Raw genomic sequence first — 24,980 nt, forward strand, 5'->3', positions numbered from 1 at the left:
CGAGTCCGACGTGTGATACACGCTCAGCTACAAGCTTATTCCGCCGAGGCGAGTTTGGCCCGGGAGACGGGAACCTCGACCTCGACCGGCGCCAGCGGGAACGGGGGCGTGCCCACCCCGGCTATCCGGTAGTGGCCCCACGGGTCGCGCTCGGCGAGGGCGGCGGGCACTTCGGGACCGTCCCCGATCGTGAGGAACAGCGGGGTGCGGTTGCGCTGCTTCGCCGCGTCGACGCCGTCGCCGACGACGCGGCCGTACCAGTGGTAGAGACCGTCCAGCGGTTCGATGTGACCGTTCAGGAAGACCTCGACGGGCACGGTCAGGTCGCCGGACGTGAGCACGCCGGGCCCGCTGTACTCGGTGTCGTCCTCGCGCTCCGCGAACGAACTCAGCTCGAAGTGCCGGTCGTCGGGGGTGCGCATCCGCCGCCAGTAGGACACGCTCGACCCCGGCCACGCAGCCCGATTGTGGCCGGTGGAATCGAGGTACCAGCTGTCGCACCCACCCGAATTCCACACCGAGCCCGCGAGTTTGCGGTGGACCACCCGGTTGAATTCGCGCTGCGCGCCCGCACGCACCTCGATCCGCGTCGCGTCGCGCTTCTTCATCAGCGCCAGGCATCGGGTGATGTAATGCGCCTGGGCCTCGATGACGAAGACGATCGACTGATTGCCGCCACCGGAATTCGGCCCCATCATGAGGAAGAAGTTCGGAAACCCCGCGACCGCGACACCCAGGTACGCCTCCATGCCGTCGCGCCAGGCCCGCTGGATCGTCAGCCCGCGCCGGCCGACGATGTGCTCGTTCTCGAACCGGTCGCCGACCGCGAACCCCGTGCCGTAGACGATGACGTCCGCCTCGTGCACCGTTCCGTCCTCGGTGCGGATCCCGCACTCGGTGATCTCCGAGATACCCGAGGTGACCAGATCGACGTCTTCACGCTGCAGGGCGGGGTAGAAATTGCTGGACACCAGAATTCGCTTGCACCCGATGGTGTAGTCGGGAGTCAGGGTGGCACGCAGTGCGGGGTCGCGCACCTGTCTGCGCAGCAGCCCCCGGGCAGCCGACTCCAGCACCGTCATCAGTCGTGGGTGCAGGAAACCGGCGATCAACGATTCGTGGCTCCAGTAGATCGCGCCGCGGTAGGCCTTCTGGGCACCGGGCACTGCGTGGAACACCGCCTTCTCACCGGCGGTGATCGGGCGGTCCAGCTTCGGCAGGATCCAGTGGGGTGTCCGCTGGAAGACGTCGACGTGCGCCGCCTCCTTCGCCACCTCGGGAACGAACTGCACGGCGCTCGCCCCGGTGCCGACGACCGCCACCCGCTTGCCGGTCAGGTCGACCGCGTGATCCCACTCGGCGGAATGGAATGCCGGTCCGGAAAACGACTCCCGGCCGGGGAAGTCGGGAATGCTGGGTTTGTGCAGCGGTCCCGGACCCGCGACGACGATTCGCGGGTGATAGACGGAACCCGACCGAGTCTCCACCCGCCACCGGTCCGTTCCCTCGTCGAAGTCGTAGGAGATCACCTCGGAGCCGAACCGGATGTGTGATGCCAGATCGTAGTCGCGGACCACCCTCTCGATGTAGTCGAGAATCTCGGGCTGCCGCGCGTACATCCGGGTCCATTTACGGTTGGGCGCGAAGGAGAACGAATACATCAGCGACATCACGTCGCAGCCACATCCCGGATACGTGTTCTCCCGCCACGTTCCGCCCACCCGATCGGCCTTCTCGAGAACGACGAAGTTCTCCCCCGCCTCCTTCAGCTTGATCGCCATACACAATCCGGCGAATCCGGTGCCGACGACGAGGACGTCCGGCTCGGAGGTCCCCGGTGTCACAGGAATCCCCCGCGCCGCCACAGCGCGCGGGAGGTCGCTCGCATCAGGCCGTTCTCCTCGAGGAACGCGGCCAGCGACTCGAACCCGCGGCGTTGATTTTCGCGAAAATTCGGGTTTGCCAGTGCCTGTCGACGCGCCTCCTTCGCATCCAGTCCGGCCCGCTCGTACATGGCCGGGTTGGTGAACAGCCGCTGGAACAGCGGGCCGCCGACCCCCTGCAGCGTTCCGACCCACAGCCTGTCGATCCGGTGGCCTTCCGCGACACGGCGACGCACCCCCTCGCGCGCGAATCGGATGTGCCGGGATTCCTCGGTGACGTGGATCCGCATCAGCCGGGAAATCATCGGCTGCAACTGCGGGTCCTCGAGGACGCGCCGCTGCGTGGCGTCGAAGATCTCCTCGCCGATGAGCGCGGCCACCCACAGCATGGTTCCGCGAAATGTCTTGGGCAGCACGTTGACCACGACAGCCTGATACCACCGGAGCTGGAACGGCTTGGCGCCCATCTGCTCGATGGCACGTCCGAACATCGTCATGTGCCTGCACTCGTCACCCATCTCGGTGAGCATGTACCGGGTGTGCAGCGAGCTCGGATCGTTGTGCAGCAGCGCGCGTAGGAGCGCCTGGTTGAGGATGTTCTCGAACCAGATTCCGACGCTGAGGATGTTGGCCGACTCTTGCCGGGACAGCTCGATACGCTGCGCCTCGCTCATCCGGTCCCACATCTCGGTTCCCCACAGGGACAGGACCTGCGGCGGCAGGAAGTACTTGCCGTCGTCGAGGGGCGCGTCCCAGTCGATGTCGACGACGGGAGCGTACGAGCGCTTGACGGAGCCTGCGAGGAGCCTGCCGGCGACTTCCTCCCGGTCGATCGTGTGTGAACGCTGAGACATCGCTGTTCCCTTCGTCGAGCGCGATTCCATCTCGTTGCCGTTTATAGGTAAAACGTAAACCCGGGTGTGACGTAGGTCAATGGTTATCTGTGACTCGAATTCACATTTGCGGCTTCTGTTTGCGCCCACCCCACCCGACCAGCACAATCAGGGCCGTGAGGACGCGGCCGACGACACCGACCCCCGGCGAACTCCGGGAACGGATCCTCGATGCGGCCGAAGAGTGCCTGATCGAACTCGGGTACAGCACCCGGCTCCACGCGGTCATCGCCGAGCGGGCGGGACTGTCCCGGCCCACGCTCTACAAACACGTCGGCGACCAGTCCGCCATCCTCGAGGCCCTCTTCCAGCGGGAGATCTCCCGGTTCTTCGTCGTGCTGGACCCGGTGTTGCGGGGACGGCAGAGCCAACTCCAGGTGCGATTCGTCGACGCCGTCGTGTTCGCCGTCCAGTACGCACGCGGACACCGGTTGCTGCAGAAGGGTTTGCGCGACGACCCCGAGGTGGTGCTTCCCTGGTTCACGGTCAAGGCGAAGCCGATGATCGAACTCGGGGCGCAACTGCTGACCCCCCACTTCGAGCGCCTGTTCTCCCGCGAGCAGCTGTCGGGCGTGAGCTCCACCGCCATCTCCGAGTGGGCGTTCCGCATCATCGGCTCGCTCATCACCACGGAGGGGATCGTGGACACGTCCGACGAGCGGGCTCTGCGCGAGTTCGTCCGGTCCCTGCTGTCGATCGCGTTCATGCCGCAACCGGACATTCATATTCCTTGACGCGTATATACGCGTACGCGCATACTCGGGAGCATGGCACCGGACGTGTTCACCGTGGTCGCCGAACCGCAGAGGCGCAGGATCCTCGAACGGCTGCGGTCCGGCCACGCCAGCGTCGGCGAACTCGTCGACCAGCTCGCACTGCCGCAGCCGACCGTGTCCAAGCACCTGCGGGTGCTGCGCCAGGCCGGATTCGTCACCTGCCGCACCGCCGCCCAGCAGCGCATCTACAGCCTGCACCGCGAACCCTTCGACGAGTTCGACGCGTGGCTGCAGCCCTACCGCCTGCTGTGGACGCATCACTTCGACGCCCTCGAGCGGCACCTCGATTCGAAGGAGACCCCCTCATGACCGAGCCAGACGCACGGCGCGACTTCCGCCCCGGCCCACTGCGGCACGTCGAAGCACGACCCGACGGCACCCGCTGGACCCTGACCTTCGTCCGCGACTTCACCCACTCGCCGTCGGCGCTGTGGACCGCGCTCACCGACCCCGGCGAACTTCCGCAGTGGGCGCCGTACACCGCGGACCGGAACCTCGGAACAGTCGGTCCCGCCACCCTGATCATGGTCGACGGGCAGGACCGCACCGAACTCGACGGCACCGTGACCCGGGCCGAAGCACCTCACGTCCTCGAACACACCTGGGGCGACGACCTCCTGCTCTGGACGATCGAGGAAACCGACGCGGGCACGCGACTGACCTTGCGCCACACGCTCGACGACCAGCGAACCGCGGCGATGACGGCCGCCGGGTGGCACATGTGCCTGGACGTCGCCGAGGCCCTGCTCGACGGCAATCCGATCGGACCGATCGTCGGCGCCGAAGCGATGGACTACGGCTGGCGCGAACTCAACGAGCAATACTCCGAACGCCTCGGCGTCGAACCGATCGATCCGACGCTGCAGTGAATCGGTGACGGGCGTCCGCCGCTCCCCGTACCGTTGACGCATGGGACTGCAATGGGAAGCCGTGGTGGTCAACGCCGTCGATCCGGCGGCCCTGGGACGCTGGTGGGCCGAGGCTCTGGGTTGGGGCGCCGTGACCGATTCCGACGGCGACGTCCACATCCGGCCCCGGGCCGACAGTCACCCCGAAATCCTGTTCGTGGCCGTTCCGGACCGGAAGCAGCTACCGAACCGGCTGCATCTCGACTTCCGGCCCGACGATCAGCAGGCCGAGGTCGCACGACTACTCGGGCTCGGCGCCCGGCACGCGGATGTCGGTCAGGGCGAGCAGAGTTGGGTGGTGCTCGCCGATCCGGAGGGCAACGAGTTCTGCGTCCTGTCCGACCGGCGCTGACACCGCTCAGGCCACCTTCGTCCGCAGTGTCTTCAGCGCCTCGTGCTGCACGACGAGGACCCGGCCCACCGGGAGCCCGAGGACGCCCGCGGTGTCGTGCACGGACAGCCCGTCGATGACCCGCAGCAGCACGATCTCCCGGGCGGTGGCGTCGAGATGGTGCAGCAACCCGGCGACTTCCGCCGGAATGTCGGGGCTTCCGGCCGCGTCGCCGTGCACGTCCGCAACGGTCCGGCTCACGATGCGATACACCTCGCGGACGGGATGGTCACTGCGAGCGAGAGCCGGAAGGTCCCGCGCCACCGCGAGCAGCGCTTCCTGAGCCACCTCGTCCGCCGGCCGCGTGACCTGCGTGGAATTCCCCACGCGGGTGCGGCAATAGCGCACCACCTGCGGCCACAGCGTCGTCATCACCCGCTCGACGGCCCTGCGATCCCCCGCCGCGGCAGCCGACGCTGCCGAATGTAATTCCTCGTCAAGCACACTCATGTGACCTCGATCCCCCGACCTCGCCGCCTCCGGTCATCCGTCACGGCGCTTCCGTACTCATCTTCCGGCACACGAGGGGTCGACACATCCGGGAGATTCCCCATTTCCCGGTGCGTGAAACCACCTACATGTCCGGCTTCCTCCGCAGGTTCTTGGTCTGGCCGCGTTGCTTCTTGGCGTCGAGTCTTCGTCGGTGCGAACCCTTGGTCGCCTTGGTCGGACGCCTGGTGCGGGGTTCGGCCAGAACAGCCGCGCGCAACAGTGCCGCCATCCGGGCCCGCGCCGCGCGCCGATTACGCAGCTGTGAACGGGTTTCGGACGCCGTCACAGCGACCACCCCGTCAACGAGCCTGTGCCCCAGCTGAACCTGCATGCGCTCGAGCTGTGCAGGCGACAGCGTCGACAACGTCCACAGGTTCACCCGCAACTCCACCCGCGAGTCCGTGGTGTTGACTCCCTGACCCCCGGGACCGCCGGCGCGAGAGAACCGCCACTGCAACTCGGCGGCCGGAACGACGAGCGACCGCGTGATCTCGAGGTCGTCGGTGACCTCGCCGCCGGGAAACACCGGAGGAACTTCGCTCACACTCCCAGCGCCCGGGCCAGCACCGGCCAGGAATCGTGCAGGTCGTCCTGCCAGTACCCCCATGAGTGTGTGCCCGAGTTACGGAAACTCGCGGTTGCAGGTATTCCCAGCTCGCCCAGGCGATCCGTGAATCGATGGGTGCAGTAGTTGGTCACCGCTTCGATGGGGCCACCCGCGTAGATCTGCCGCGCGAGTGTAGCGACGTTCCCGTCGATCCCGGGGCCGTCCAGAGTCTCGTGGCGGCCCGGCAGACCGTTGCCGTTGGAGAGGAACAGTTCCGTTCCGCGCAGTTCGGCCGCGTGCACGTAGGGATCGTTCGCCGCCCACGCCGGATCGTCCGCCTTGCCGTACATGTTGACCGGATTGCCGTAACCGTAGTTGTCCATGGTGATCTTGATGAGGAGCTGCCCGAGCGGATCACTGGTCAGGGCGCAACCGCTGTACGCGGCCACACCACGGAACAGTCCGGGAGCGGCGATCGCCAACTGCAGCGCCGCGGTGCCGACCCGTGACATGCCAGCGAGCGCGTTGACTCCGTTGGTGCCGAGGGCCGCGTCGACGACCGGCGGAAGCTCCTGAGTCATAAAGGTCTTCCACTTGTTCACCCCCATCGCCGGGTCGGGGCTCTTCCAGTCGGTCCAATACGCGTTCTCGCCGCCGGAAGGGCTGACGATGTTCACGTTCTGGTCGGCCAGGAACTCTTCGACGTCGGTCTTCTCCCGACGAACCTGACCGTCGAGGAAGTACAGCGTGGGCCTCGGCACGCTCGTGTCGGCGGGCCGCTGCACGTATACGGGCACCACCTTCTGCATCGACGCCGAGAAGACGTGCAACGTCAGGTGTCTCGGATCGATCACGGTGACGTGATCGAGCTTCGACCCGTTCGGCGCCACCGCGGAACCGAGCGCCCGACCGGTGTCGACGATCGGATCGGCGGCCGCGACGGTGCCGCCGAGGCAGAGAGAGACCACGGTCACGGCCGTCACGGCCGCTGTTCGCAATTTCCCCCGAAAAATGTGTCGTGTCACGACCGTCTACCGCCGTTCATGCTGAGTGTCGTTTAGTGCCGTCTGCATGAGTATCCGGGTTACCCCGGGCACGTTCACCACCAGGTGGTGTTCCCGCAGCGATACCGTCAGCCCACCGAGTGGCGGGTCTTATGGTTGGTTTCTGTCGGGCGTCTTTTACGTCTCGTCCGCAACTCGCCGAAGACGCACCACCGTCAACAACCGCTGCGAGTGCAGCGAGGTTGAGAGCAGCATTGTGATCACGATCAGCGCGAAATCCGCACGCATCGCAGCTGAACACCCGAACATTCAACGGTAGTTTGGCTTTCACTACCTGACAGTTCGAGCAGGTCTTACTCGACGGATACCACCGGTCTGCCACCTGCAGACCGGTGCCAGCCCATTCGCACTTATAGGTCAGTTGTCGCCGGATCTCGGCGAACGCCGCATCCTGCAGAGCCCGGTTCAACCCCCGCTTGTAGGCGCCACCGGAGCGGGTCATTCCCGCGACGTTGAGGTCTTCGACGACGACGGTATCGAAGTCCCGCACCAGTCGGGTGGTGAGTTTGTGCAGGTGATCGCGGCGACTGTTCGCGATGCGGGTGTGCACCGCCCGGATCTGTTCCTGGGTGCGCAGCCAGCGCCGGGAGGGTTGTTGACCGGTGCGACGATCCGGGCCGACACGGCGGGACGCACGGCGCCCGAGGCTACGAAGTTGTTTCGCATGCTTGCGTGCGTGCGTCGGATTCTCAATCATCTCCCCGTTCGAGAGGACTGCGAGGTGTTTGACCCCCACATCGACTCCGACCACCACACCGCAATCGCCGACCGCGGCGGAGGTACCGGTGGTGGCGGGTGGCAGTGCCCGCGCGGGGAGAGCGATTTCGACCGAGAACGACACCTGCCACCGGCCCCGACGAAACGAGAGGGTCGCCGACCGAATCCGCGCCGTCCCGGCGATCGTCTTTCGTGCCAATTTGCGGGTCGATTCGGCAGACCGGACCACGCCGATCCGTGGTAGTTGGATGTGGCGTCGATCCCCGCTGTCGGTGACCAACCCGAAACTGCCGGTGGTGAACCGGCACGACAGCACCGCCCGTTTGCTCTTGAAACGGGGAAATCCCATCAGACCTTTGCGTTTTCCGGATCGGGCGTCGGACCAGTTCGACAGGGCGGCCGCGCAGTTCGCGAGTCCGGAACTGTAGGCCTCTTTCGAATTCTCCGGCCACCACACCTGCCCAGTGGCGGCGTTGACGGCGACGTCGTTCTTGACGATATTCCAGTGTTTGCGCAGACTGTACGCAGACCACGACACCGGCGGCGTCAACTCCGCGTCAGGGATCTCGTAGGATCGTTCCGCAGCGCGTTGGTCGAGGTTCGCCTTGATCTCCGACAGTGCCCAGTTGTAGGCGAAACGCTGCGCCCCACAGTGCGACCGCAACGCCGACGCCTGCTCGGGGGTCGGATCGAGGACGTACACGAAAGCACGGATCACCACCCGAGATGAGTCCACGCCCTGTTCGACAGTCGCGTCCAGAGTCCGGCCGGGAGTCGGTGCGGTGACCTGGGCACCGGGATCGATCAGCCCAGCGGTGGACGTCACGCCAGGTCCGCCGCAGCGGTCACATCAGCCGCGGCATTGCGGCGTGCACCACACTTCCCGCACCAGCGAGCGCACAACGCGGTTATCACCTCGGTCATATCGCACCCCCACCACCAACCACCCCGTCGTCGGTCAACACGAGCAGCGTACGACAGGGCACCGACAACACTGGGCCGATGCACTCGAACCCGAACCCGAACTCGAACCCGGCGAGGCGGTTCCGATGCTCGACGCGATCGTCGACACACTCCAATCAGCCAGTAGCCTGTGAAGTGCGGTGCGTTTCCCGCCTCGGCCGGAACCGATCTCGGTGACCGCCTCCGGCACACTCAGGCCATGCTTTCCGCATTTCGGTTACCACACGCCCCACCCGGTCTGGCGTCCCACATCGGCTCTGATCAGAGGGCGACACCGAGCGCTACGCCACCACCGCGCCCACAGAACCCGCCGAATGAGATGCCGCCCGTTCGGATCCCCTACCGGAATCGTGCCCGACGGCAACCGCCGAGCCTGGATCGGCAGCGCCCCGCGTGGAACCACGCCAACGCGATCCGATACTTCACGTGTTCGCCGCCCAACCCTTCAACATCACGGCGCTAAACCACACTAAAACAACATCACACAGTTCGATCACGCAAACCGTACGCAACCCTCTACCCGCACGAATTCCGGTCCCGGGCATGCTAACAGTTCCCGATGCCGAGTAACGGAAGCGACCTTCCGCGCGATGAACATCCGACCCCCCACGTTCATTGAAGGACCGGCATGACGTTTCCCCCGCCCTCACCATCTGCCGTACGCAAGAAGTGGCCCTGGATCACCGGCGGGATCGTCGTAGCCGTGGCCGCGGTCTCGTTCCTCAGCCCCGGACGGGACGACCAATCGGCCCAGGCCACAGCGGTATCCGCGTCTGTGACGCCGACGCTCGCCGATTCGACGACCGTGCATGCCGCGTCGAATTCGTCGACAACGGTGCCGGTTTCGTCTGCCCTCGCCCTTTCGCCGGCCGAACCCGCCGCGGTCGGCGCCGCCGACGCGACCGCCGCGCTGCAGCAACTCGCCGGCCTCGAGATCAAGGGACGCGCACCGAAAACCGGCTACGACCGGGATCTCTTCGGTCAGGCGTGGACCGACGACGTCATGGTCGAGGGCGGCCACAACGGATGCGACACGCGGAACGACATTCTCGGGCGCGACCTCGAACAGATCGTGTTCAAGCCGGGCACGCGCGACTGCGCGGTACAGACCGGAACGCTCCTCGACCCGTACACGGGCAACACCATCTCCTTCGTCCGCGGTGAGGGCACGTCGAACGCCGTGCAGATCGATCACGTCGTCGCGCTGTCCGACGCCTGGCAGAAGGGAGCCCAGCAGCTCGACACCGCGACCCGGGTGAACTTCGCCAACGATCCGCGGAACCTGAAAGCCGTCGACGGCCCCACCAACCAGCAGAAATCGGACGGAGACGCCGCAACCTGGCTGCCCCCGAACAAGAGCTACCGGTGCACCTACGTGACCGATCAGGTGGAGGTGAAGGCCGCGTACGGACTGTGGGTGACCCAGGCCGAACACGATGCGATCGCCCGGGTTCTGCAGGACTGCGGGGCGGCGACGCCTGCCGTCGCGCCCGCTCCGAGTACCGCCACGGTGCCGGAAGCGGCACCTGCGCCCACTCCCGTTCCCGCTCCGGCACCCGCGCCCGTCCCGTTCGTCGACACGGCACCGCCGAGCGACGTCTACTACAAGAACTGTTCGGCGGCCAAGGCGGCCGGTGCCGCGCCGGTTCACATCGGCGAGCCGGGCTACGGCACCCATCTCGATCGCGACGGCGACGGCGTCGGCTGTGAGAGCTGATCCGGGCCTGGCGCGACACGCGCCGCCACCACCAGTTAATCTGAACTGCCTGCAGGGACGTCGGGTACCTGTAGCTCTCTGTACATGTCAGAAAGATGAGATCGGCATGACCACTGCACCCGACGCACTCGGGCACCCCCCACATACGGACGAACCGCCAGTCGCCCGCACTTATCAGAAGCCGGCGTTGTCGGCGCGCGAAATCGAGGTTCTCCGCCACTGGTTGCGGGGCGACTCCAAGCTCGCCGTCGCCGCCGACCTCCACATCGCTCTCGGAACGGTCAACACCCATCTGACCCGTATCCGCGAGAAGTACGCGCTGGTCGGACGTGACGCGTCCACCAAGACGACGCTGCTGGTCCGGGCCCTTCAGGACGGGATCATCACGATCGCGGAACTCTGACGGCCTACGCCCTGCGCAGGGCGTCCCGGTCGATCTCGGCCACCGATGTCAGGCCGCTGAGACCCATCGTGAGATCGAACTCGGCGATCACGTTGGCCGTGGCGTCCCGCGCACCGGCCTGACCGGCGAGGGCCAGTCCGTACAGGTGCGGCCGGCCGAGCGTCACGGCGTCCGCACCCAAGGCGAGGGCCTTGAAGACGTCTGCTCCCGTGCGGATTCCGCTGTCGAGGAGCAGCGTCAGCCTGCCGTCGACGACGGGCGCGATGTCCACGAGGGCGTCCAGCGACGACACGCTGCCGTCCACCTGGCGCCCACCGTGATTCGAGACGACGATGCCGTCCACGCCGGCGTCGAGCGCCCGCCTGGCGTCGTCCGGATGGAGCACGCCCTTGAGGAGGATCGGCAGGGACGTCCTGCTGCGGAGGGTCTCGATGTCGGACCAGCTCAGCGAGGGACGGGAGTAGATGTCGAGGAACGTCTCCACGGCGGCCCGCGGTTCCGGCGACCGCAGGTTGTCGAGGAAGCGGCCCGGGAAGCGCCGGGTCATCGACACCAGTGACCGGATCGCGCCGAGTGTCACCTCGACGTCCGCCTTGCTCGCGGCGGTCTTGATCCGCTCGTGCACGATGCGGCGGAACACCGGATCGGACGTGTACTGCGCGATTCCCTGCCCCTGCGCGAAGGGCAGCGAGCCGAGGTTGAGATCTTCCGGGCGCCAGCCGAGCATGGTCGTGTCGAGGGTGACGACGACGGCGTCCGCGCGAATGTTCTCGGCGCGCTGGAGCAAGCTGTCGACGAGATCGTCGTCGGTGCTCCAGTACAGCTGGAACCACCGGGGAGCGTCGCCCATCGCCGCCGCACTCTCCTCCATCGGTGCGCAGCCCTGGTTGGAGAAGATGTACGGCACACCCAGTTCGGCGGCCGCGGCGGCGATCGCCACATCCGCCTCGGGCCTGGCCAGTTCGGCCGCGCCCACCGGGGCGAGCAGCACCGGGGCCGGAATCCTGCGCCCGAACAACTCGACCCCGATGTCGCGCTTGGAGACGTCGCGCAGCACCCGGGGAACGATCTGCCACTTGTCGAACGCATCGCGGTTGGCCTGCATCGTGCGACCCAGGCCTGCGCCGCCGTGGACGTACGCCCACCCCTTCGCGCTCATCTTCCGCCGCGCGCGTCGCTCCAGCGTGTCGAAGTCGGTGGGAACGGAGGGTGTGCGGCCGAGGACGCCGTCGCGATAGATCACATTCTGGCGGGCCCGGCCCGGGCTGTCCTGATTCTCGCTCGCAGACATGCGCCGAGTCTTCCACAGCGCATCACGAACCGACGGCAGGTCGCCGGGACGCGTAGGTTTGTGACCGGCACCACACCGCGCGCTACCCCGACCACCAACGTCCTAGGAGACCGCGATGCCCGACCGTCCGTCCCTCACCGGCGCTCCCTGCTGGATCGATCTCACCAGTTCCGACCCACGACAGGTCATCCCGTTCTACACCGGGCTGTTCGGGTGGAGGTCCGACACCAACGAGGATCCGCAGTACGGCGGCTACTCCGTCTTCAGCAAGAGCGGTAAACCCATTGCGGGCCTTGGCCCCCAGCAGCAGGGCAACCCGTACGGCAACGTGTGGACCACGTACATCGCGTCCGAGGACGCGGAGGCCACCGCCGCGAAGGCCGCCGAGGCGGGCGGCCAGGTGATGATGCCCGCAATGGTCGTGGGCGACCAGGGCACGATGGCCATCCTCGGCGATCCCGCCGGCGCCGTCATCGGCGTGTGGCAGGCCGATCGGCACGACGGCTTCGGTCTCGTGGACGAGCCCGGCGCGCCCGTCTGGCACGAAACGCTGTCGCGGAACTATGCGGCGGCGCTCCCCTTCTACGCGGACGTCTTCGGCTGGACCTATCAGGCCCTCGGCGACACAGACGAATTCCGGTACTCGCAGGCGAACCTCGGCGACCGCACCGTCGCCGGAGTCATGGACGCCGACTCGTTCCTGCCGGAAGGCGTCCCCTCGTTCTGGCAGTTCTACATCGGTGTCGAGGACACGGATGCGGCGGTCGCGAAGGTGACCGACCTGGGCGGCAGCGTCCGGCGCGAACCGGAGGACACACCGTTCGGGCGGCTCGCGTCCGTTGCCGATCCCCTGGGCGCCACGTTCCAGATCACGACCCTGCAGTCCTGACCCGGCGACGGTGGCGCGCAGATCACGCCACCGTCACACCGGACCGAACGGTGCCTGCGCCTCCTTGGCGTCCCAGATGTCGAGGAGTGAACGGAGAATCTCCTCCGACATGCCCAGTCCCCCGAGATGGCTTTCCCCGTGCATCGTGTGGAACTCGGCGTCGGGAAGAAGCGACACCATGTGCTGCCCGTGCCGGAGCGGAATGATGTGGTCGCAGTCGCCGTGCCACCAGCGCACCGGGGTCTTCACCGCGTTCACCCGGAATCCCCAGTCCCGCGCGAACAGGACGAGATCGGCGAACGGTGCACTGAGCTGCTTGCGACCGCCGTTGAGCAGATCGTCGAGGAACATCGCCTTGAACTCCGGGCGCGCGAGCAGACGGCGGTCGCCCTCCGGAGACAGCCGCCCGTACAGGTCGATGATCGGCGACGCGAACGGCCTCGCCAGCCTGATCACGGAACTCGCCGCCAACCCGACGGGGACACCGCCCGCCGACAGCACCGGAGCCGCCAGGACGGCGAGATCCATCAGCCCGCTGCGGATCGCGTCGGGACCCTTCGTCGGTGCGACACCCCCGAGGATGCCGGTCGCGACCACGCGGTCGGGCATCGCGTACGCCGCGGCCAGCGTGTAGGGGCCGCCGCCGGACAGGCCGACCACGGCCATCTGATCGACGCCCAGCGTGTCGGCGACGGTGCGCAGATCTTCGGCGAAGTCGATCACGGCGCCGTAGCGGTGCGGCGTCGACGAGCCGACTCCCGGCCGGTCGATCCCGATCAGCCGGACGTGCTCGCGTTCGGCGAACGCGCGCGCCTCCATCGGCACCTGACGCCGCGCACCGGGCGTGCCGTGCAGCCAGAACACCGCCCTGCCCTGTGCCGAACCGAACTCCGCGAAGCCGAGCCGACGCCCCTCGCCTACCGCGACCGTGCCCTCCAACTGCGGGCGTGCGATATCCACCATGCCCACAGCTTCGCACGTGACACCCGTCACGTTTCCGCCCGGGACCCGCTCAGCGGTGCGCGGTGGACGTGAACTGGTAGGTCGCGGCGTCGACGATCTGCTCGGGAGACACCTCGATCTCGCCGTTCAGCCACGCCGTCATGAGTTCCGCGAGCCCACCCACGAACAGCAGCGCGGTGATCTCGTCCTGCGGCGACGACCACGCCCGGTCGCCGTAGAGTTCCTTCGATTCCTCCGCGACCAGCAGGGCGAACGCCCGCAACAACTCACGTCGTCGCGTCCGCAGCGGTTCGGCGCCCGCCGATTCGATGATCGACACCCGACCCTTCCTCGGGTCCGCCGTCAGGATGTCGACGAAGGTTGCGATCGCCGCCCGCGCCCGCACTTCGGGGTCACCGGTCACCGTCTGGAGAGTGACCCGCGCGGCCTCCCCGATCTCCGCGGCGATGCCCTCGATCACCTGAACCAGCAGGTCGTCCCGGCTGCTGAAGCTCTCGTAGAAATAGCGTTCCGTGAGTTTCGCCTCGGCGCAGATCGCGGTCATCGTCGCTTTCTCGCCGCCGACGGTGCCGAACACCTGCAGTCCCGCCTCGAGCAGTCGCGCGCGACGGTCCGCGGCGCGTTCCTCGGAACTTCGACCGCGGTACTGGCGCGCCGGTTGACTCATGACTCGATGTTGACAGACCCGCAGGCGTGACGCACACTACACACATCTGACAGAGGGTCCTGTCACATATGCCGACGAGGAGGGCCGATGCCCAAAGTTCTCGCTGCTCCCCCACCCGAAAGCGCACTGCACCCCATCTCGGGCAATGCCGGATTCCCCGTCATCGGACACTCGCTGGAATACTTCCGCGACCCGATGGGACTGCTGCAGAGCCGCTGGGAGCGCTACGGCCCCGTGTCGTGGCTGAGCATGGCAGGCAAGCGGTGGGTCACCGTACTCGGACCGGACGGCTGCCAGACTGTGCTGCAAAACAAGGACCGAGCCTTCGTCAACAGCGACGGATGGAGCGTGCTGATCGGGCCGTTCTTCCACCGTGGGCTGATGCTCCTCGACGGCGACGAACACCTCGCCCACCGGCGAATCATGCAGCAGGCCTTCACCCGGGACCGGCTGTCGCGCTATACCGAGGCACTCCATCCCGCGATCGACAAGGGGCTCGACGCCTGGCAGCCCACCCCGGGCTTCGCCGCGTACCCCGCGCTGAAGGAGCTGACACTCGATCTCGCCACGAGCATCTTCATGGGCGGCGCCGAGGGGTCGACGCCCCAGGAGATGGCAGAGATCAACAAGGCCTTCATCGACTGCGTGCAGGCCGCCACGTCGGTGGTGCGGTACCCCCTGCCCGGAACGCGATGGAAGCGCGGCATCGACGGGCGCACACGACTCGAGGAGTTCTTCCGCCGCTACCTGCCCACGCGACGAGCGGGCGCCGGCGACGACCTGTTCTCCGCACTGTGCCACATCGAATCCGAAGAGGGGCAACGCTTCAGCGACGACGACATCGTCAATCACATGATCTTCCTGCTGATGGCCGCCCACGACACGTCCACCATCACGCTGTCGACGATGATGCAGTATCTCGGTCAGCACCCCGACTGGCGGGAGCGCTGCAGGGGGCAGTCGGCGGCGCTGGGCACGTCCACCCCGACGTACGGTCAACTCGACGAACTGACCGACCTCGACCTCGTCATGAAGGAATGCCTGCGTCTCGTTCCGCCGGTCCCGGTGGTCGCTCGCCGCGCGGTCGAGGACACCGAGGTGCTCGGCCACTACATCCCCCGCGGCACGTACATGTCGGTGGTCGTGCACTTCACCCATCACATGCCCGAGTACTGGCCCGATCCGGAGCGGTTCGACCCCGAGCGGTTCGCACCCGAACGCCGTGAGGACAAGGTCCACCGGTTCGCGTGGGAGCCGTTCGGCGGCGGCGTGCACAAATGCCTGGGAATGCACTTCGCGGGCGCCGAGATCAAGGCGGTCATGCACCACCTGCTGCAACGATTCGACTGGCAGGTGAGCCCCGGCTACGTCGCCCCGCTCAACTACACCTCGCTGCCGTTCCCCTCCGACGGCCAGCCCGTGGACCTGCACCACCGAATCGGCTGAGCCGGTACCCAGAGCGCAGCCTCAGCCGATTCCGCGTAGTGCAGGCCGAGCCGATCCACCATAGTGGGAGTCATGACCGTTTCGGCACCCCCGCTCGACGTGTATTCGCAGCCCACGCTGTCCACCCTCATGCCGTCAGTCCTCGCCTCACTGGGTGTTGCCGGCGAACCCAACCGGCTGCACCTGCCGGACAGCAGGCACACCGTGGTGTTCTTGATCGACGGACTCGGCTGGACGCTGCTGCGGCGCCACCGCGAACACGCCCCGTTTCTCGACAGCCTGACCGGACGGCCGATCCGGGCGGGCTTCCCGACCACGACCGCCACCAGCATCGCGTCGTTCGGCACGGGGTTGCCGTCCGGCGGTCACGGAATCACCGGCTACCAGTCATACGTTCGTGAGGTTCGCGGCACGCTCAACTGGTTGTCGTGGCGCGCGGGCCACAAGGGCGACGAACTCACCCGGCTGGTGCCCGAGGCCGTCCAGCCCGCACCGACCGTGTTCGAACGCGCCGCGGCAGCAGGTATCACGTGCACGACCGTGGTGCCCGCGAAGTTCGACGGGTCCGGGCTCACCCGCGCCGTCCTCCGCGGCGGCACGTTCGCAGGAATACACGCGTACGGTGATCTGATCGCGCACGTCGTCACCGCGGCCCGTTCAGGCGAACGGACCCTCACCTACTGCTACCTCAGCGAAATCGACACGCTCGGGCACGTTTACGGACCGGGATCCGAATCCTGGCTGCATCAGGTCGCCCTCGTCGACCGGCTCGTCGAGAGGCTCGCCGCGGGACTCGCGGCGGCACAACCCGACACCACGCTGTACGTCACCGCCGACCACGGCATGGTCACCGTGGACGATGCCGACAAGATCGACTTCGACGCCACTCCCGCCCTGTCGGACGACGTGGTGGCGCTCGCCGGCGAACCCCGGTGCAGGCACGTCCACACCCGAGCCGGAGCCGGGCACGACGTCGCCGCCCGGTGGAGGAACGAACTGGGACACCGCATGTGGATCGGCACGAGAGACGAGGCCGTCACCGCAGGACTGTTCGGGCCTGCCGTGCGATCCGAGGTGCAGGGCCGCATCGGAGACGTCGTCGCCATCGCACAGGGCGGCGTCGCGGTGGTCCGGCGCAAGGCGGAGTCGAGGTTGTCCGCGCTCCCCGGGCAGCACGGCGCACTCACCGACGACGAGTTGCTGATTCCCCTACTGCAGGGCACCATCACGTAAACCCGGACCGATCCCGGCCCGCGGGGCCACTCCTGATAGAAATGACGAACAGCGTTGATTTCAGGAGAGATTCATGCCCCGCTCTGCGGTACCGAACACCGGGTCCATCATCACGACAATCCGCACCAAGTGGCCCTGGATCCTCGCCGGGCTGCTCGTCGTCGTGCTCGTCACGATGCTCTCCCCGGACCCCGACGACACCCTCGCCGCCGGAACCGGACCGGCCGCGCCCTCGGAAGTCACTGACGCACAACAGATACAGACGGCGTTCACCCAACTGTCCACCCTCGAGGTGAAGGGCCGGGCACCCAAGACGGGGTACGACCGGGAACTGTTCGGCGCCAGCTGGACCGACAACGTGTCGGTCGAACTCGGACGCAACGGCTGCGACACCCGCAACGACATCCTGCGACGCGACCTCGTCGACATCACCTCACGCGACCGTACCCGCAACTGCGTGGTGCAGTCGGGCACGTTGCGGGATCTCTACACGGGCACCATCATTGCGTTCACCCGGGGCACGAAGACGTCGGACGCCGTGCAGATCGATCACGTGGTGGCGCTGTCGGACGCGTGGCAGAAGGGTGCTCAGCTCCTCGACGCGCAGACGCGGGCGGACCTCGCGAACGATCCCCGCAACCTTCAGGCCGTGGACGGACCCACCAATCAGCGCAAGAGCGATGCCGACGCGTCGACGTGGCTGCCCCCGCTGGCGGCGTACCGCTGCACCTACGTGGCGCGTCAGGTGGAAGTGAAAGTGGCGTACCGCCTCTGGGTGACCCCGCCCGAGCGCGATGCGATGGCCGCGGTGCTCACCGGCTGCGGAGCCCGGTGATCACGCGCCCGGAGGGGTGAGCCGGTTCTCGGAGCCCGTGTCGACGGCCGGGGCCGTCGCACCGGAATCCCAGTCGACGGAGTTGTTGGACCCGGTGAGTTCGAGGGAGTCGAGGGACACGGCGCGCACGACGTTGTCGTTGCCACTCACCGTCATCGCGCCGGAGTCGTCCACGTTCACGGAATTCCCGCTTCCGCTGATCGAGATCCGCTCCGCCTGCTTTCCGAGCACGGTGACGGCGTTGCCCTGCACGTCGATCGACTCGACGACGTCGATGGTGGAACTGTTGCTGCGACCCGAGAGGGTGAGCGTTCCGGTCTGCCCGCCGACGACGTTGGTGTCCTGACCGCGCACGATGACCGCGTTCGACGTGGCGATGGTCGCCGAGACACCGTTGGCCTCGATGGTGACGGTGCCGCACTCGCCGTCGAGGACCACCCCGGCACCGTCCCTGTTGACGATGACGTCGCGGCCCGCGCAGTCACCGCCCGAGTTCAGTTCCACCGCAGAGCCGGACACCGTCGAGGTGCTTCCGCCGCCGGTGCTCCCGCCGCCGCAGCCAGCGAGGGCGACGGCGCAGGACATCAGCACGGCGACGGCGACCGACTGCCGGGTGACGCTCATCGACCCCTGCTTTCCTGTCCCCGACGGGGCCGGGTCAGTCCTTCGCGAGTACCGGCATCGTCACGACCTGGGCCGCGTAGGACAGCCCGGCGCCGAAGGCGAGCAGCAGGGCGGTGTCGCCGGGCTTGGTGGCGCCGGACTGCAGCATCTCCTCCATGGCGAGCGGCACGGACGCCGCCGACGTGTTGCCGCTCTCGGCGATGTCGTCGGACACGGGCACGTTCTCGGGGAGTTTCATGCTGCGGGCGATCACCTCGGTGATCCGCGAGTTGGCCTGGTGCGGGACGAACGCGTCGAGATCGTCGACCGACATGCCGGCCTTCTCGATCGCCCGCAGTGCCACCTTGCCCATCTCGAAGGCGGCCCAGCGGAACACCGAGGTACCGGCCATCTTGATGTACGGGCGCGTGGCACCCGGCGTCGTGATGTATTCGTACCAATCCAGATCCTGCACGATGGCGTCGGCCTGGGAGCCGTCCGAACCCCACTCCACCGGCCCGATGCCCGCGACGTCGCTCTTGCCCACGACCACGGCGCCGGCGCCGTCGCCGAAGATGAACCGCGTCGACCGGTCGGTCGGGTCGGTGGTGATGCTCATCTTCTCGACACCCACGACGAGGGCGTAGTCGACGGATCCTCCGCGAACCAGATCCGACGCCACCGTCAGCGCGGTGCAGAAGCCCGCGCATCCACCGCCGAGATCGAAGGCTCCGGGCCCGTTGGTGCCCAGGGCGTCGGCCACCACCGCCGCGGCGGGCGGCGTCAGCAGGAGGTACGTCGACGTGGCGACGATGACGCAGCCGATCTGCTCGGGATCGATCCCGCTCGCTTCGATCGCCTTGCGCCCGGCGGCGATGGACATCGTGACGACGTTCTCGTCCTCCGCCGCGAACCGCCGGTTGCGGATTCCCGAGCGCGACTGGATCCACTCGTCGTTCGAGTCGATCAGTTCACAGATCTCGTCGTTGGTGACGACCCGTTCGGGCCGGTACACGCCGAGCCCGAGAAGGGCGGACTGCCGACCTCCAGCCACGGTGGCAATCTGCTTTCCCATCGATCGATCTCCTCATCAGGTCCCGCGTGGTTACGCGCAGTGTGGACTTGTCGCCAGCACACGTTACGTCGGCGACCGCCCAGCGGGTAGCACCGGTTCCTGTTACTCGTCGGTAATATCGGTTCGGCAGGGTCGCCGATGAAACGAACACGGCGGTCAAACCGACACTTTCGTAAGAACAGACTTGTTAGACTTCTGGCGATTTCCAGCAGTTGATCACCGGTAGGGGGAGTGGTCTCTTCGGGCCACGCAGTGCCGCCTGCTGCTAGAGATGGAGTGTCCTTCGTGAAGCGAACCAGAGCTCTTGCAGCAGCGTCGCTCGTCGGCGCGGCCGTGACGTTGATCGCATTCGCCGGCCCGGCCGCCGCGAATCCCAACGCCATCAATCCGATCCCCGGACTCAACGGCACCAACGGGATTCCACACCTCACCGGACGCACCCAGGCGGTCGCACAGCAGACCGGCATGCTCAGCCCGAACCGCACCCAGGACGCCAACGTCCTCGGCACCGACCTCGGGATCATGTGGGACAACGGCCAGGGCCAGGTCCTCACGGCGTTCGGCGACTCCGCCGGGCTCGGGCTGCCCAACCTGCTGTCGGGCAGCCTGTGGGCCTGGCGCAGCAGCACACTGTTCCGCAGCTCGGACGGCATCCTCGCGGACGGGATGAACTTCGACAGCTCACCCCGCGACATCTTCGGCCAGTCCAAGGAGCTCGTCCCGAGCCCGAAGATCCCGTTCGTCGAGATCAGCCGCATCCCCACCGCCGGCGTCGCCGTCGGCAACACCCAGGTCCTCAGCATGATGTCGGTGAAGAACTGGGGACCGGCAGGAACGTGGGACACCAACTACTCCGGTCTCGTCTACTCCCAGGACAACGGCGAGAACTGGACCGTCGCGCCCGAGACGCAGCGCCCGAACGTCGGCGGCAACGCCAACTTCCAGATGAGTGCGTTCGTGAAGGCCGACGGCTTCGTCTACCAATACGGCACGCCCGCCGGCCGCGGTGGACTCGTCCACATCGCGCGGGTCCCGGAACCCCAGATCATGGATCTCGGCGCGTACGAGTACTTCGACGGCGCCAAGTGGATCAAGGGCAATCCCGACGTCGCCAAGCCGATCATGCCGGGCGGGGTCGGCGAATTGTCCGTCGCGTACAACGAGTACCTCGGCCAATACCTCATGCTGACCACCGACCAGTACAACTCCGTGGTCATGCGACGCTCACCGTCGGTCACCGGACCGTGGGGCCCACCGGAGGTGCTCGTCGACACCCGGGAGCTGCCGACCGCGTACGGCGCCTACATCCACCCGTGGTCGTCCGGGCGCGATCTCTACTTCCTCACGACGGTGCACAACAACTACAACGTGCTCCTCATGCGGACCACGCTCACTCCGTAGCCCGCGTACTAGCGTCGGGGCATGGATGCAGCTGCCTGGGACGAACGGTATTCACAGAGCGAACTGGTGTGGGGCGCGCCACCTAACGCCGTCGTGGTCGAGCGGGTCACCTCGCTCCCCCGCGGTCGCGCACTCGATCTCGCGTGCGGGGAGGGCCGCAACGCGCACTGGCTCGCCACCCGCGGCTGGGAGGTGACGGGGCTCGACTACTCGGCCGTGGCCCTCGACAAGGCCCGCCGGGTGGCCGCCGAAGCACCCCGCTCGGTCCGGGAACGGCTCGACTACCGCGTCGCCGACGTCACCGATTCGGACCTCGGCGGCGAGTACGACCTCGTACTCATGATCTACCTCCATCTCGCCCCCGAGGAGCGTCTGCAGGTTGTGAACCGCGCCATATCTGCGCTGAAACCTGACGGAATCCTCATGATTTTGGGGCATGACGCCGTTAACTTGTCGCAGGGAGTCGGGGGTCCTCAGGACCCTGAAATCCTGTACACACCAGACGATTTGGTGAATTCGTTCGACGGGCGGCTTGCCGTCGACGTCGCCGAACGGCGCTTCCGCGAGACGGACGCCGGAACGGCGATCGACGCGCTCGTCGTCGCGCACCGCTCGAGTCTTGGCAGTCAGGTAAATGGGGCGTAATATCGCTGATGTTACCGACGAGTAATAACTTGGGCGGTACTAACGGATAGACCGCACCATCTCACTGGGAGAGACAGAAGACATGGGCCATTACAAGAGCAACGTCCGCGACCTGGAGTTCAACCTCTTCGAGGTACTCGGTCTCGAGCAGCCGCTGAGTGAAGGCGTGTGGGGCGATCTCGACGCCGACACCGTCCGCAACATGCTCAGCGAAGTTGCCCGCCTCGCCGAGGGACCGCTGGGCGAGTCCTTCGCCGACGCCGACCGCAACCCTCCGGTCTTCGACCCCGAGAACCACACCGTCACCCTGCCGGAATCCTTCAAGAAGTCGTTCCGCGCGCTGTGGGACGCCGAGTGGTACCGCATGGGACTCTCCGAGGAGATCGGCGGCGTTCCCGTCCCCCGATCCGTCGTGTGGGCCATCGGTGAGCTGATCCTCGGCGCCCAGCCGGCCGCGCACATGTACCAGGCCGGACCCGCGTTCGCGGACGTGCTGTTCCACAACGGCACCGAAGAGCAGAAGAAGTGGGCCGCCACCTGCGTCGAGCGCGGTTGGGGTGCCACCATGGTCCTCACCGAACCCGACGCCGGCTCCGACGTCGGCGCAGGCCGCACCAAGGCCATCAAGCAGGACGACGGCTCCTGGCACATCGAGGGCGTCAAGCGGTTCATCACGTCAGCCGACTCCGACGACCTGTTCGAGAACATCTTCCACCTGGTCCTGGCCCGCCCCGAGGGCGCAGGCCCCGGCACCAAGGGACTGTCGCTGTTCTTCGTCCCGAAGACGCACTTCAACTTCGAGACCAACGAACTGGGCGAGCGCAACGGCGTCTTCGTCACCAACGTCGAGCACAAGATGGGCCTGAAGGTCTCCGCCACGTGTGAGGTCACCTTCGGCGGCCACGGCATTCCCGCCCAGGGCTGGCTCGTCGGCGAGGTCCACAACGGCATCGCGCAGATGTTCGACGTCATCGAACACGCCCGGATGATGGTCGGCACCAAGGCCATCGCCACCCTGTCCACCGGCTACCTCAACGCCCTCGACTACGCGAAGGAACGCGTCCAGGGCGCAGACCTCACGCAGATGACGGACAAGGCCGCCCCGCGCGTCACCATCACCCACCACCCCGACGTCCGTCGCGCCCTCGCCATGCAGAAGGCGTACGCGGAGGGCCTGCGCGCCGTGTACCTGTACACCGCGGCGCACCAGGACGAGGCGACCGCCAAGCTGGTGTCCGGCGCCGACAAGGACCTCGCGTTCCGCGTCAACGACCTGCTGCTCCCCATCGTCAAGGGTGTCGGCTCCGAGCGGGCGTACCAGTACCTGACGGACAGCCTGCAGACCTTCGGTGGCTCCGGCTTCCTGCAGGACTACCCGATCGAGCAGTACATCCGCGACGCCAAGATCGACTCGCTGTACGAGGGCACCACCGCCATCCAGGCGCAGGACTTCTTCTTCCGCAAGATCGCCCGCGACCGCGGTGTGGCACTCGCCCACGTCGCAGGCGAGGTCAAGAAGTTCATCGACAGCGAGGCAGGCAACGGTCGCCTCAAGGCCGAGCGCGCCCTGCTCGCCACCGCACTCGAGGACGTCCAGACCATGGCCGCCACCCTCACCGGGTACCTCATGGGTGCGCAGGAGCAGCCGTCCGAGCTGTACAAGGTCGGCCTCGGTTCCGTCCGCTTCCTGATGTCCGTCGGCGACCTGCTCATCGGCTGGCAGCTCCTCCGCCAGTCCGAGATCGCGATCAAGGCCCTCGACGAGGGTGCCTCCGACAAGGACAAGGCGTTCTACGAGGGCAAGGTCGCCATCGCGTCCTTCTTCGCGAAGAACGTGCTGCCGGAGCTGACCGCCACCCGCAGCATCGTCGCCAACATCGACAACGACATCATGGAGCTCGACGAAGCAGCGTTCTGATCGGTTTCACACGGCCCGGCGGCTGGGATTCTTCCCGGCCGCCGGGCTTGTTCGTGTCCCGGCCCTCTGACCTCTGGCACTCCTTCTCAGTCGACGCACCCCTTTTCGGCCCCCACAGGTAGTGCGCGAGCCGAGAAAGAGTGCGGGAGTTGTCCACAAGCCCCGGTCCATCCACAGCCGGGTCGCTCGGACCCTTTTCTCGACGCCATCCCGGCGAGAATCGTTCCCATGGAATATGACCCGGGGGCGATGCTGCGGCGTCAGGAGGCGTTGGACCGCGGCTACAGCGACGACGAGATCCGGCGTATGTACACGCGCGGCGACTGGCACCGCATCAGCCGCGGCGCGTACCTCTCCGCGTCGACGTACACCGCGCTGGACGAGGAGGAACGTCATCGCTTCCTGATCGACTCGACAGTTCACGCCGCGTCGGACGACGCGGTGCTGAGTCACCAATCCGCAGCGGTCATCTACGGGCTGCCACTGTGGAAGACGCCCCTCGACCGCGTGCACGTCACCAGAAACCGACGCGGGGGTGGCCGGATCAAGCGGCGGGTCACGGTTCACTGCGCGCCCATCGGAGAGCACGTGGCAGTGGTGGACGGGCATCGCTGACCCTCCCGGCGCGGACCGTGATCGACCTCGCGAGAACACTGCCGTTCGAGCAGGCCGTCGTGGTGGGTGACGCGGCCGTCCGGAGGTTCGGCATCAGCCGAGAGGACCTGGACGCCGAACTCGCCCGCGCTGCGCGTCGTCACGGCGTCGATGCGGCGCGGAGGGTCGTCCGTTTCGTGAGCGGGCACAGCGAAAGTGTCGGTGAATCGCGAAGCCGGGTGAAGTTGGCGAGTGCCGGGCTCCCCGTCCCGCTCCAGCAAGGCGAGGTGTTCGAACCCGGCGGGCGCCGAATCGGACGCGTCGATTTCCACTTCGACGGCATCGTGCTCGGGGAGTTCGACGGACGCGTCAAGTACGGACGGCTGCTGAAACCCGGGCAATCCCCCGGCGACGCGGTCTTCGCCGAGAAGCAACGCGAGGATGCGCTGCGCGACCTCGGTTTCGAGGTGGTGCGGTGGACCTGGGGCGACCTCGAGTCGCCGGAGCTGGTGGCGGAGCGTGTCCGTCGCGCGATCGCGCGTGCCGCGTCGCCACGAGGCTGGGTGACGCAGGCGCCGCTCCCCTCCGCCCAGCGACTTACCGTGCGGGCGCTGTAGTCGCACCCTTTCTCGGTTCGCGCTCATCTTTTCGGGCTCGAAAAGCGGT

The 24,980-nt window shown here is 67.0% G+C and carries 26 protein-coding genes; 15 read left to right on the forward strand and 11 right to left on the reverse strand.

The genetic code is table 11. The features are described 5' to 3' along the window. Positions 1 to 35: 35 nt before the first annotated feature. Positions 36 to 1,844 carry a DUF4873 domain-containing protein gene (locus DTA22_RS22875; RefSeq protein ID WP_112301342.1) on the reverse strand — a complete coding sequence of 603 codons (1,809 nt, stop codon included), beginning with the start codon at positions 1,842 to 1,844 and terminating at the stop codon, positions 36 to 38. Continuing rightward, on the reverse strand, positions 1,841 to 2,767 hold the full coding sequence (locus DTA22_RS22880) for an AurF N-oxygenase family protein (protein ID WP_112301003.1): 927 nt from the start codon (positions 2,765 to 2,767) through the stop codon (positions 1,841 to 1,843). Before DTA22_RS22880 ends, DTA22_RS22875 begins: the two co-directional genes overlap by 4 nt. A gap of 125 nt (positions 2,768 to 2,892) precedes the next feature. On the opposite strand from DTA22_RS22880, the gene DTA22_RS22885 reads away from it, so the two are divergent. The 4 genes from DTA22_RS22885 to DTA22_RS22900 are packed head-to-tail and all read left to right on the forward strand — an operon-like array spanning position 2,893 to position 4,812. Further along, positions 2,893 to 3,510: a TetR/AcrR family transcriptional regulator gene (locus tag DTA22_RS22885; protein WP_037233077.1), complete on the forward strand. Its 618-nt coding sequence runs from the start codon at positions 2,893 to 2,895 to the stop codon at positions 3,508 to 3,510. Between the two features lie 33 nt (positions 3,511 to 3,543). Then, positions 3,544 to 3,861 (forward strand): ArsR/SmtB family transcription factor, encoded by a 318-nt coding sequence (locus tag DTA22_RS22890; protein WP_037233074.1) that lies wholly within the window; start codon positions 3,544 to 3,546, stop codon positions 3,859 to 3,861. After that, positions 3,858 to 4,421: an SRPBCC family protein gene (locus DTA22_RS22895; protein ID WP_037233071.1), complete on the forward strand. Its 564-nt coding sequence runs from the start codon at positions 3,858 to 3,860 to the stop codon at positions 4,419 to 4,421. Before DTA22_RS22890 ends, DTA22_RS22895 begins: the two co-directional genes overlap by 4 nt. 40 nt (positions 4,422 to 4,461) lie before the next feature. Continuing rightward, entirely contained in the window at positions 4,462 to 4,812 is a 351-nt protein-coding gene (locus tag DTA22_RS22900) for a VOC family protein (protein WP_037233068.1), read from the forward strand. Positions 4,813 to 4,818: 6 nt separating this feature from the next. On the opposite strand, the gene DTA22_RS22905 is transcribed toward DTA22_RS22900, so the two are convergent. From DTA22_RS22905 to tnpB, 4 genes are all read right to left on the reverse strand, one after another. Next, positions 4,819 to 5,301 (reverse strand): sigma factor-like helix-turn-helix DNA-binding protein, encoded by a 483-nt coding sequence (locus DTA22_RS22905; RefSeq protein WP_112301004.1) that lies wholly within the window; start codon positions 5,299 to 5,301, stop codon positions 4,819 to 4,821. A 124-nt stretch (positions 5,302 to 5,425) separates the two neighbouring features. Next, positions 5,426 to 5,887 (reverse strand): alternative ribosome rescue aminoacyl-tRNA hydrolase ArfB, encoded by a 462-nt coding sequence (gene arfB / locus DTA22_RS22910; RefSeq protein WP_052033224.1) that lies wholly within the window; start codon positions 5,885 to 5,887, stop codon positions 5,426 to 5,428. Further along, positions 5,884 to 6,873: an alpha/beta hydrolase gene (locus tag DTA22_RS22915; protein WP_037233063.1), complete on the reverse strand. Its 990-nt coding sequence runs from the start codon at positions 6,871 to 6,873 to the stop codon at positions 5,884 to 5,886. Before DTA22_RS22915 ends, arfB begins: the two co-directional genes overlap by 4 nt. Before the next feature lie 58 nt (positions 6,874 to 6,931). After that, positions 6,932 to 8,497: an IS607 family element RNA-guided endonuclease TnpB gene (tnpB, locus tag DTA22_RS22920; protein WP_245973351.1), complete on the reverse strand. Its 1,566-nt coding sequence runs from the start codon at positions 8,495 to 8,497 to the stop codon at positions 6,932 to 6,934. A gap of 765 nt (positions 8,498 to 9,262) precedes the next feature. Between tnpB and DTA22_RS22925 the strand changes: the two genes are divergently transcribed. Together DTA22_RS22925 and DTA22_RS22930 are read left to right on the forward strand one after the other, a co-directional pair. After that, positions 9,263 to 10,351, forward strand: coding sequence for a GmrSD restriction endonuclease domain-containing protein (locus tag DTA22_RS22925; RefSeq protein WP_112301005.1), 1,089 nt, complete (start codon positions 9,263 to 9,265; stop codon positions 10,349 to 10,351). Positions 10,352 to 10,457: 106 nt separating this feature from the next. Next, positions 10,458 to 10,754: a response regulator transcription factor gene (locus DTA22_RS22930; RefSeq protein WP_174233852.1), complete on the forward strand. Its 297-nt coding sequence runs from the start codon at positions 10,458 to 10,460 to the stop codon at positions 10,752 to 10,754. Positions 10,755 to 10,758: 4 nt separating this feature from the next. On the opposite strand, the gene DTA22_RS22935 is transcribed toward DTA22_RS22930, so the two are convergent. Continuing rightward, positions 10,759 to 12,045, reverse strand: a complete 1,287-nt coding sequence (locus DTA22_RS22935; protein WP_037233058.1) for a lactate 2-monooxygenase — start codon at positions 12,043 to 12,045, stop codon at positions 10,759 to 10,761. Positions 12,046 to 12,160: 115 nt separating this feature from the next. On the opposite strand from DTA22_RS22935, the gene DTA22_RS22940 reads away from it, so the two are divergent. Next, a complete protein-coding gene (locus DTA22_RS22940; protein WP_112301006.1) occupies positions 12,161 to 12,934 on the forward strand; it encodes a VOC family protein in 774 nt (257 codons plus the stop codon). A 33-nt stretch (positions 12,935 to 12,967) separates the two neighbouring features. Here DTA22_RS22940 and DTA22_RS22945 read toward each other — a convergent pair whose 3' ends face one another. Then, the gene (locus DTA22_RS22945) at positions 12,968 to 13,897 is read right to left on the reverse strand and encodes an alpha/beta fold hydrolase (RefSeq protein ID WP_011597417.1); all 930 of its coding nucleotides are present in this window, start codon (positions 13,895 to 13,897) and stop codon (positions 12,968 to 12,970) included. 49 nt (positions 13,898 to 13,946) lie between these two features. Further along, entirely contained in the window at positions 13,947 to 14,564 is a 618-nt protein-coding gene (locus DTA22_RS22950; RefSeq protein ID WP_112301007.1) for a TetR/AcrR family transcriptional regulator, read from the reverse strand. Between the two features lie 87 nt (positions 14,565 to 14,651). Between DTA22_RS22950 and DTA22_RS22955 the strand changes: the two genes are divergently transcribed. From DTA22_RS22955 to DTA22_RS22965, 3 genes are all read left to right on the forward strand, one after another. Next, complete coding sequence (locus DTA22_RS22955) at positions 14,652 to 16,010, forward strand: cytochrome P450 (RefSeq protein WP_112301008.1); 1,359 nt, start codon at positions 14,652 to 14,654, stop codon at positions 16,008 to 16,010. Between the two features lie 72 nt (positions 16,011 to 16,082). Further along, entirely contained in the window at positions 16,083 to 17,243 is a 1,161-nt protein-coding gene (locus tag DTA22_RS22960; RefSeq protein ID WP_112301009.1) for an alkaline phosphatase family protein, read from the forward strand. A 73-nt stretch (positions 17,244 to 17,316) separates the two neighbouring features. After that, complete coding sequence (locus DTA22_RS22965) at positions 17,317 to 18,078, forward strand: HNH endonuclease family protein (protein ID WP_037233046.1); 762 nt, start codon at positions 17,317 to 17,319, stop codon at positions 18,076 to 18,078. Here the strand turns inward: DTA22_RS22965 and DTA22_RS22970 are convergent, their stop codons facing one another. Both DTA22_RS22970 and DTA22_RS22975 read right to left on the reverse strand, forming a co-directional pair. Next, a complete protein-coding gene (locus DTA22_RS22970; protein ID WP_112301010.1) occupies positions 18,079 to 18,702 on the reverse strand; it encodes a DUF3060 domain-containing protein in 624 nt (207 codons plus the stop codon). Between the two features lie 34 nt (positions 18,703 to 18,736). Further along, complete coding sequence (locus DTA22_RS22975; RefSeq protein WP_112301011.1) at positions 18,737 to 19,756, reverse strand: beta-ketoacyl-ACP synthase III; 1,020 nt, start codon at positions 19,754 to 19,756, stop codon at positions 18,737 to 18,739. Between the two features lie 285 nt (positions 19,757 to 20,041). Between DTA22_RS22975 and DTA22_RS22980 the strand changes: the two genes are divergently transcribed. The 5 genes from DTA22_RS22980 (at position 20,042) to DTA22_RS36840 (ending at position 24,931) form a co-directional block, all read left to right on the forward strand. Then, positions 20,042 to 21,157 carry a DUF4185 domain-containing protein gene (locus DTA22_RS22980; protein ID WP_037233036.1) on the forward strand — a complete coding sequence of 372 codons (1,116 nt, stop codon included), beginning with the start codon at positions 20,042 to 20,044 and terminating at the stop codon, positions 21,155 to 21,157. Between the two features lie 21 nt (positions 21,158 to 21,178). Then, positions 21,179 to 21,802 carry a class I SAM-dependent methyltransferase gene (locus DTA22_RS22985; protein WP_112301012.1) on the forward strand — a complete coding sequence of 208 codons (624 nt, stop codon included), beginning with the start codon at positions 21,179 to 21,181 and terminating at the stop codon, positions 21,800 to 21,802. Between the two features lie 82 nt (positions 21,803 to 21,884). Beyond that, a complete protein-coding gene (locus DTA22_RS22990; protein ID WP_005243698.1) occupies positions 21,885 to 23,720 on the forward strand; it encodes an acyl-CoA dehydrogenase in 1,836 nt (611 codons plus the stop codon). Positions 23,721 to 23,948: 228 nt separating this feature from the next. Further along, complete coding sequence (locus tag DTA22_RS36835) at positions 23,949 to 24,335, forward strand: hypothetical protein (protein ID WP_245973352.1); 387 nt, start codon at positions 23,949 to 23,951, stop codon at positions 24,333 to 24,335. A gap of 17 nt (positions 24,336 to 24,352) precedes the next feature. Then, positions 24,353 to 24,931 (forward strand): hypothetical protein, encoded by a 579-nt coding sequence (locus tag DTA22_RS36840; protein WP_245973353.1) that lies wholly within the window; start codon positions 24,353 to 24,355, stop codon positions 24,929 to 24,931. Positions 24,932 to 24,980 lie beyond the last annotated feature (49 nt).

This window comes from Rhodococcus wratislaviensis (genome assembly GCF_900455735.1).
Taxonomy (GTDB): domain Bacteria; phylum Actinomycetota; class Actinomycetes; order Mycobacteriales; family Mycobacteriaceae; genus Rhodococcus_F; species Rhodococcus_F wratislaviensis.

Bases quoted from the DNA above. Each gene is read 5' to 3' on its own strand.
- DTA22_RS22880 (WP_112301003.1), bottom strand. From the start codon at position 2,767: ATGGAATCGCGCTCGACGAAGGGAACAGCGATGTCTCAGCGTTCACAC.
- DTA22_RS22890 (WP_037233074.1), top strand. From the start codon at position 3,544: ATGGCACCGGACGTGTTCACCGTGGTCGCCGAACCGCAGAGGCGCAGG.
- DTA22_RS22895 (WP_037233071.1), top strand. From the start codon at position 3,858: ATGACCGAGCCAGACGCACGGCGCGACTTCCGCCCCGGCCCACTGCGG.
- DTA22_RS22900 (WP_037233068.1), top strand. From the start codon at position 4,462: ATGGGACTGCAATGGGAAGCCGTGGTGGTCAACGCCGTCGATCCGGCG.
- DTA22_RS22905 (WP_112301004.1), bottom strand. From the start codon at position 5,301: ATGAGTGTGCTTGACGAGGAATTACATTCGGCAGCGTCGGCTGCCGCG.
- DTA22_RS22925 (WP_112301005.1), top strand. From the start codon at position 9,263: ATGACGTTTCCCCCGCCCTCACCATCTGCCGTACGCAAGAAGTGGCCC.
- DTA22_RS22930 (WP_174233852.1), top strand. From the start codon at position 10,458: ATGACCACTGCACCCGACGCACTCGGGCACCCCCCACATACGGACGAA.
- DTA22_RS22935 (WP_037233058.1), bottom strand. From the start codon at position 12,045: ATGTCTGCGAGCGAGAATCAGGACAGCCCGGGCCGGGCCCGCCAGAAT.
- DTA22_RS22940 (WP_112301006.1), top strand. From the start codon at position 12,161: ATGCCCGACCGTCCGTCCCTCACCGGCGCTCCCTGCTGGATCGATCTC.
- DTA22_RS22945 (WP_011597417.1), bottom strand. From the start codon at position 13,897: ATGGTGGATATCGCACGCCCGCAGTTGGAGGGCACGGTCGCGGTAGGC.
- DTA22_RS22950 (WP_112301007.1), bottom strand. From the start codon at position 14,564: ATGAGTCAACCGGCGCGCCAGTACCGCGGTCGAAGTTCCGAGGAACGC.
- DTA22_RS22955 (WP_112301008.1), top strand. From the start codon at position 14,652: ATGCCCAAAGTTCTCGCTGCTCCCCCACCCGAAAGCGCACTGCACCCC.
- DTA22_RS22960 (WP_112301009.1), top strand. From the start codon at position 16,083: ATGACCGTTTCGGCACCCCCGCTCGACGTGTATTCGCAGCCCACGCTG.
- DTA22_RS22965 (WP_037233046.1), top strand. From the start codon at position 17,317: ATGCCCCGCTCTGCGGTACCGAACACCGGGTCCATCATCACGACAATC.
- DTA22_RS22970 (WP_112301010.1), bottom strand. From the start codon at position 18,702: ATGAGCGTCACCCGGCAGTCGGTCGCCGTCGCCGTGCTGATGTCCTGC.
- DTA22_RS22975 (WP_112301011.1), bottom strand. From the start codon at position 19,756: ATGGGAAAGCAGATTGCCACCGTGGCTGGAGGTCGGCAGTCCGCCCTT.
- DTA22_RS22985 (WP_112301012.1), top strand. From the start codon at position 21,179: ATGGATGCAGCTGCCTGGGACGAACGGTATTCACAGAGCGAACTGGTG.
- DTA22_RS22990 (WP_005243698.1), top strand. From the start codon at position 21,885: ATGGGCCATTACAAGAGCAACGTCCGCGACCTGGAGTTCAACCTCTTC.
- DTA22_RS36835 (WP_245973352.1), top strand. From the start codon at position 23,949: ATGGAATATGACCCGGGGGCGATGCTGCGGCGTCAGGAGGCGTTGGAC.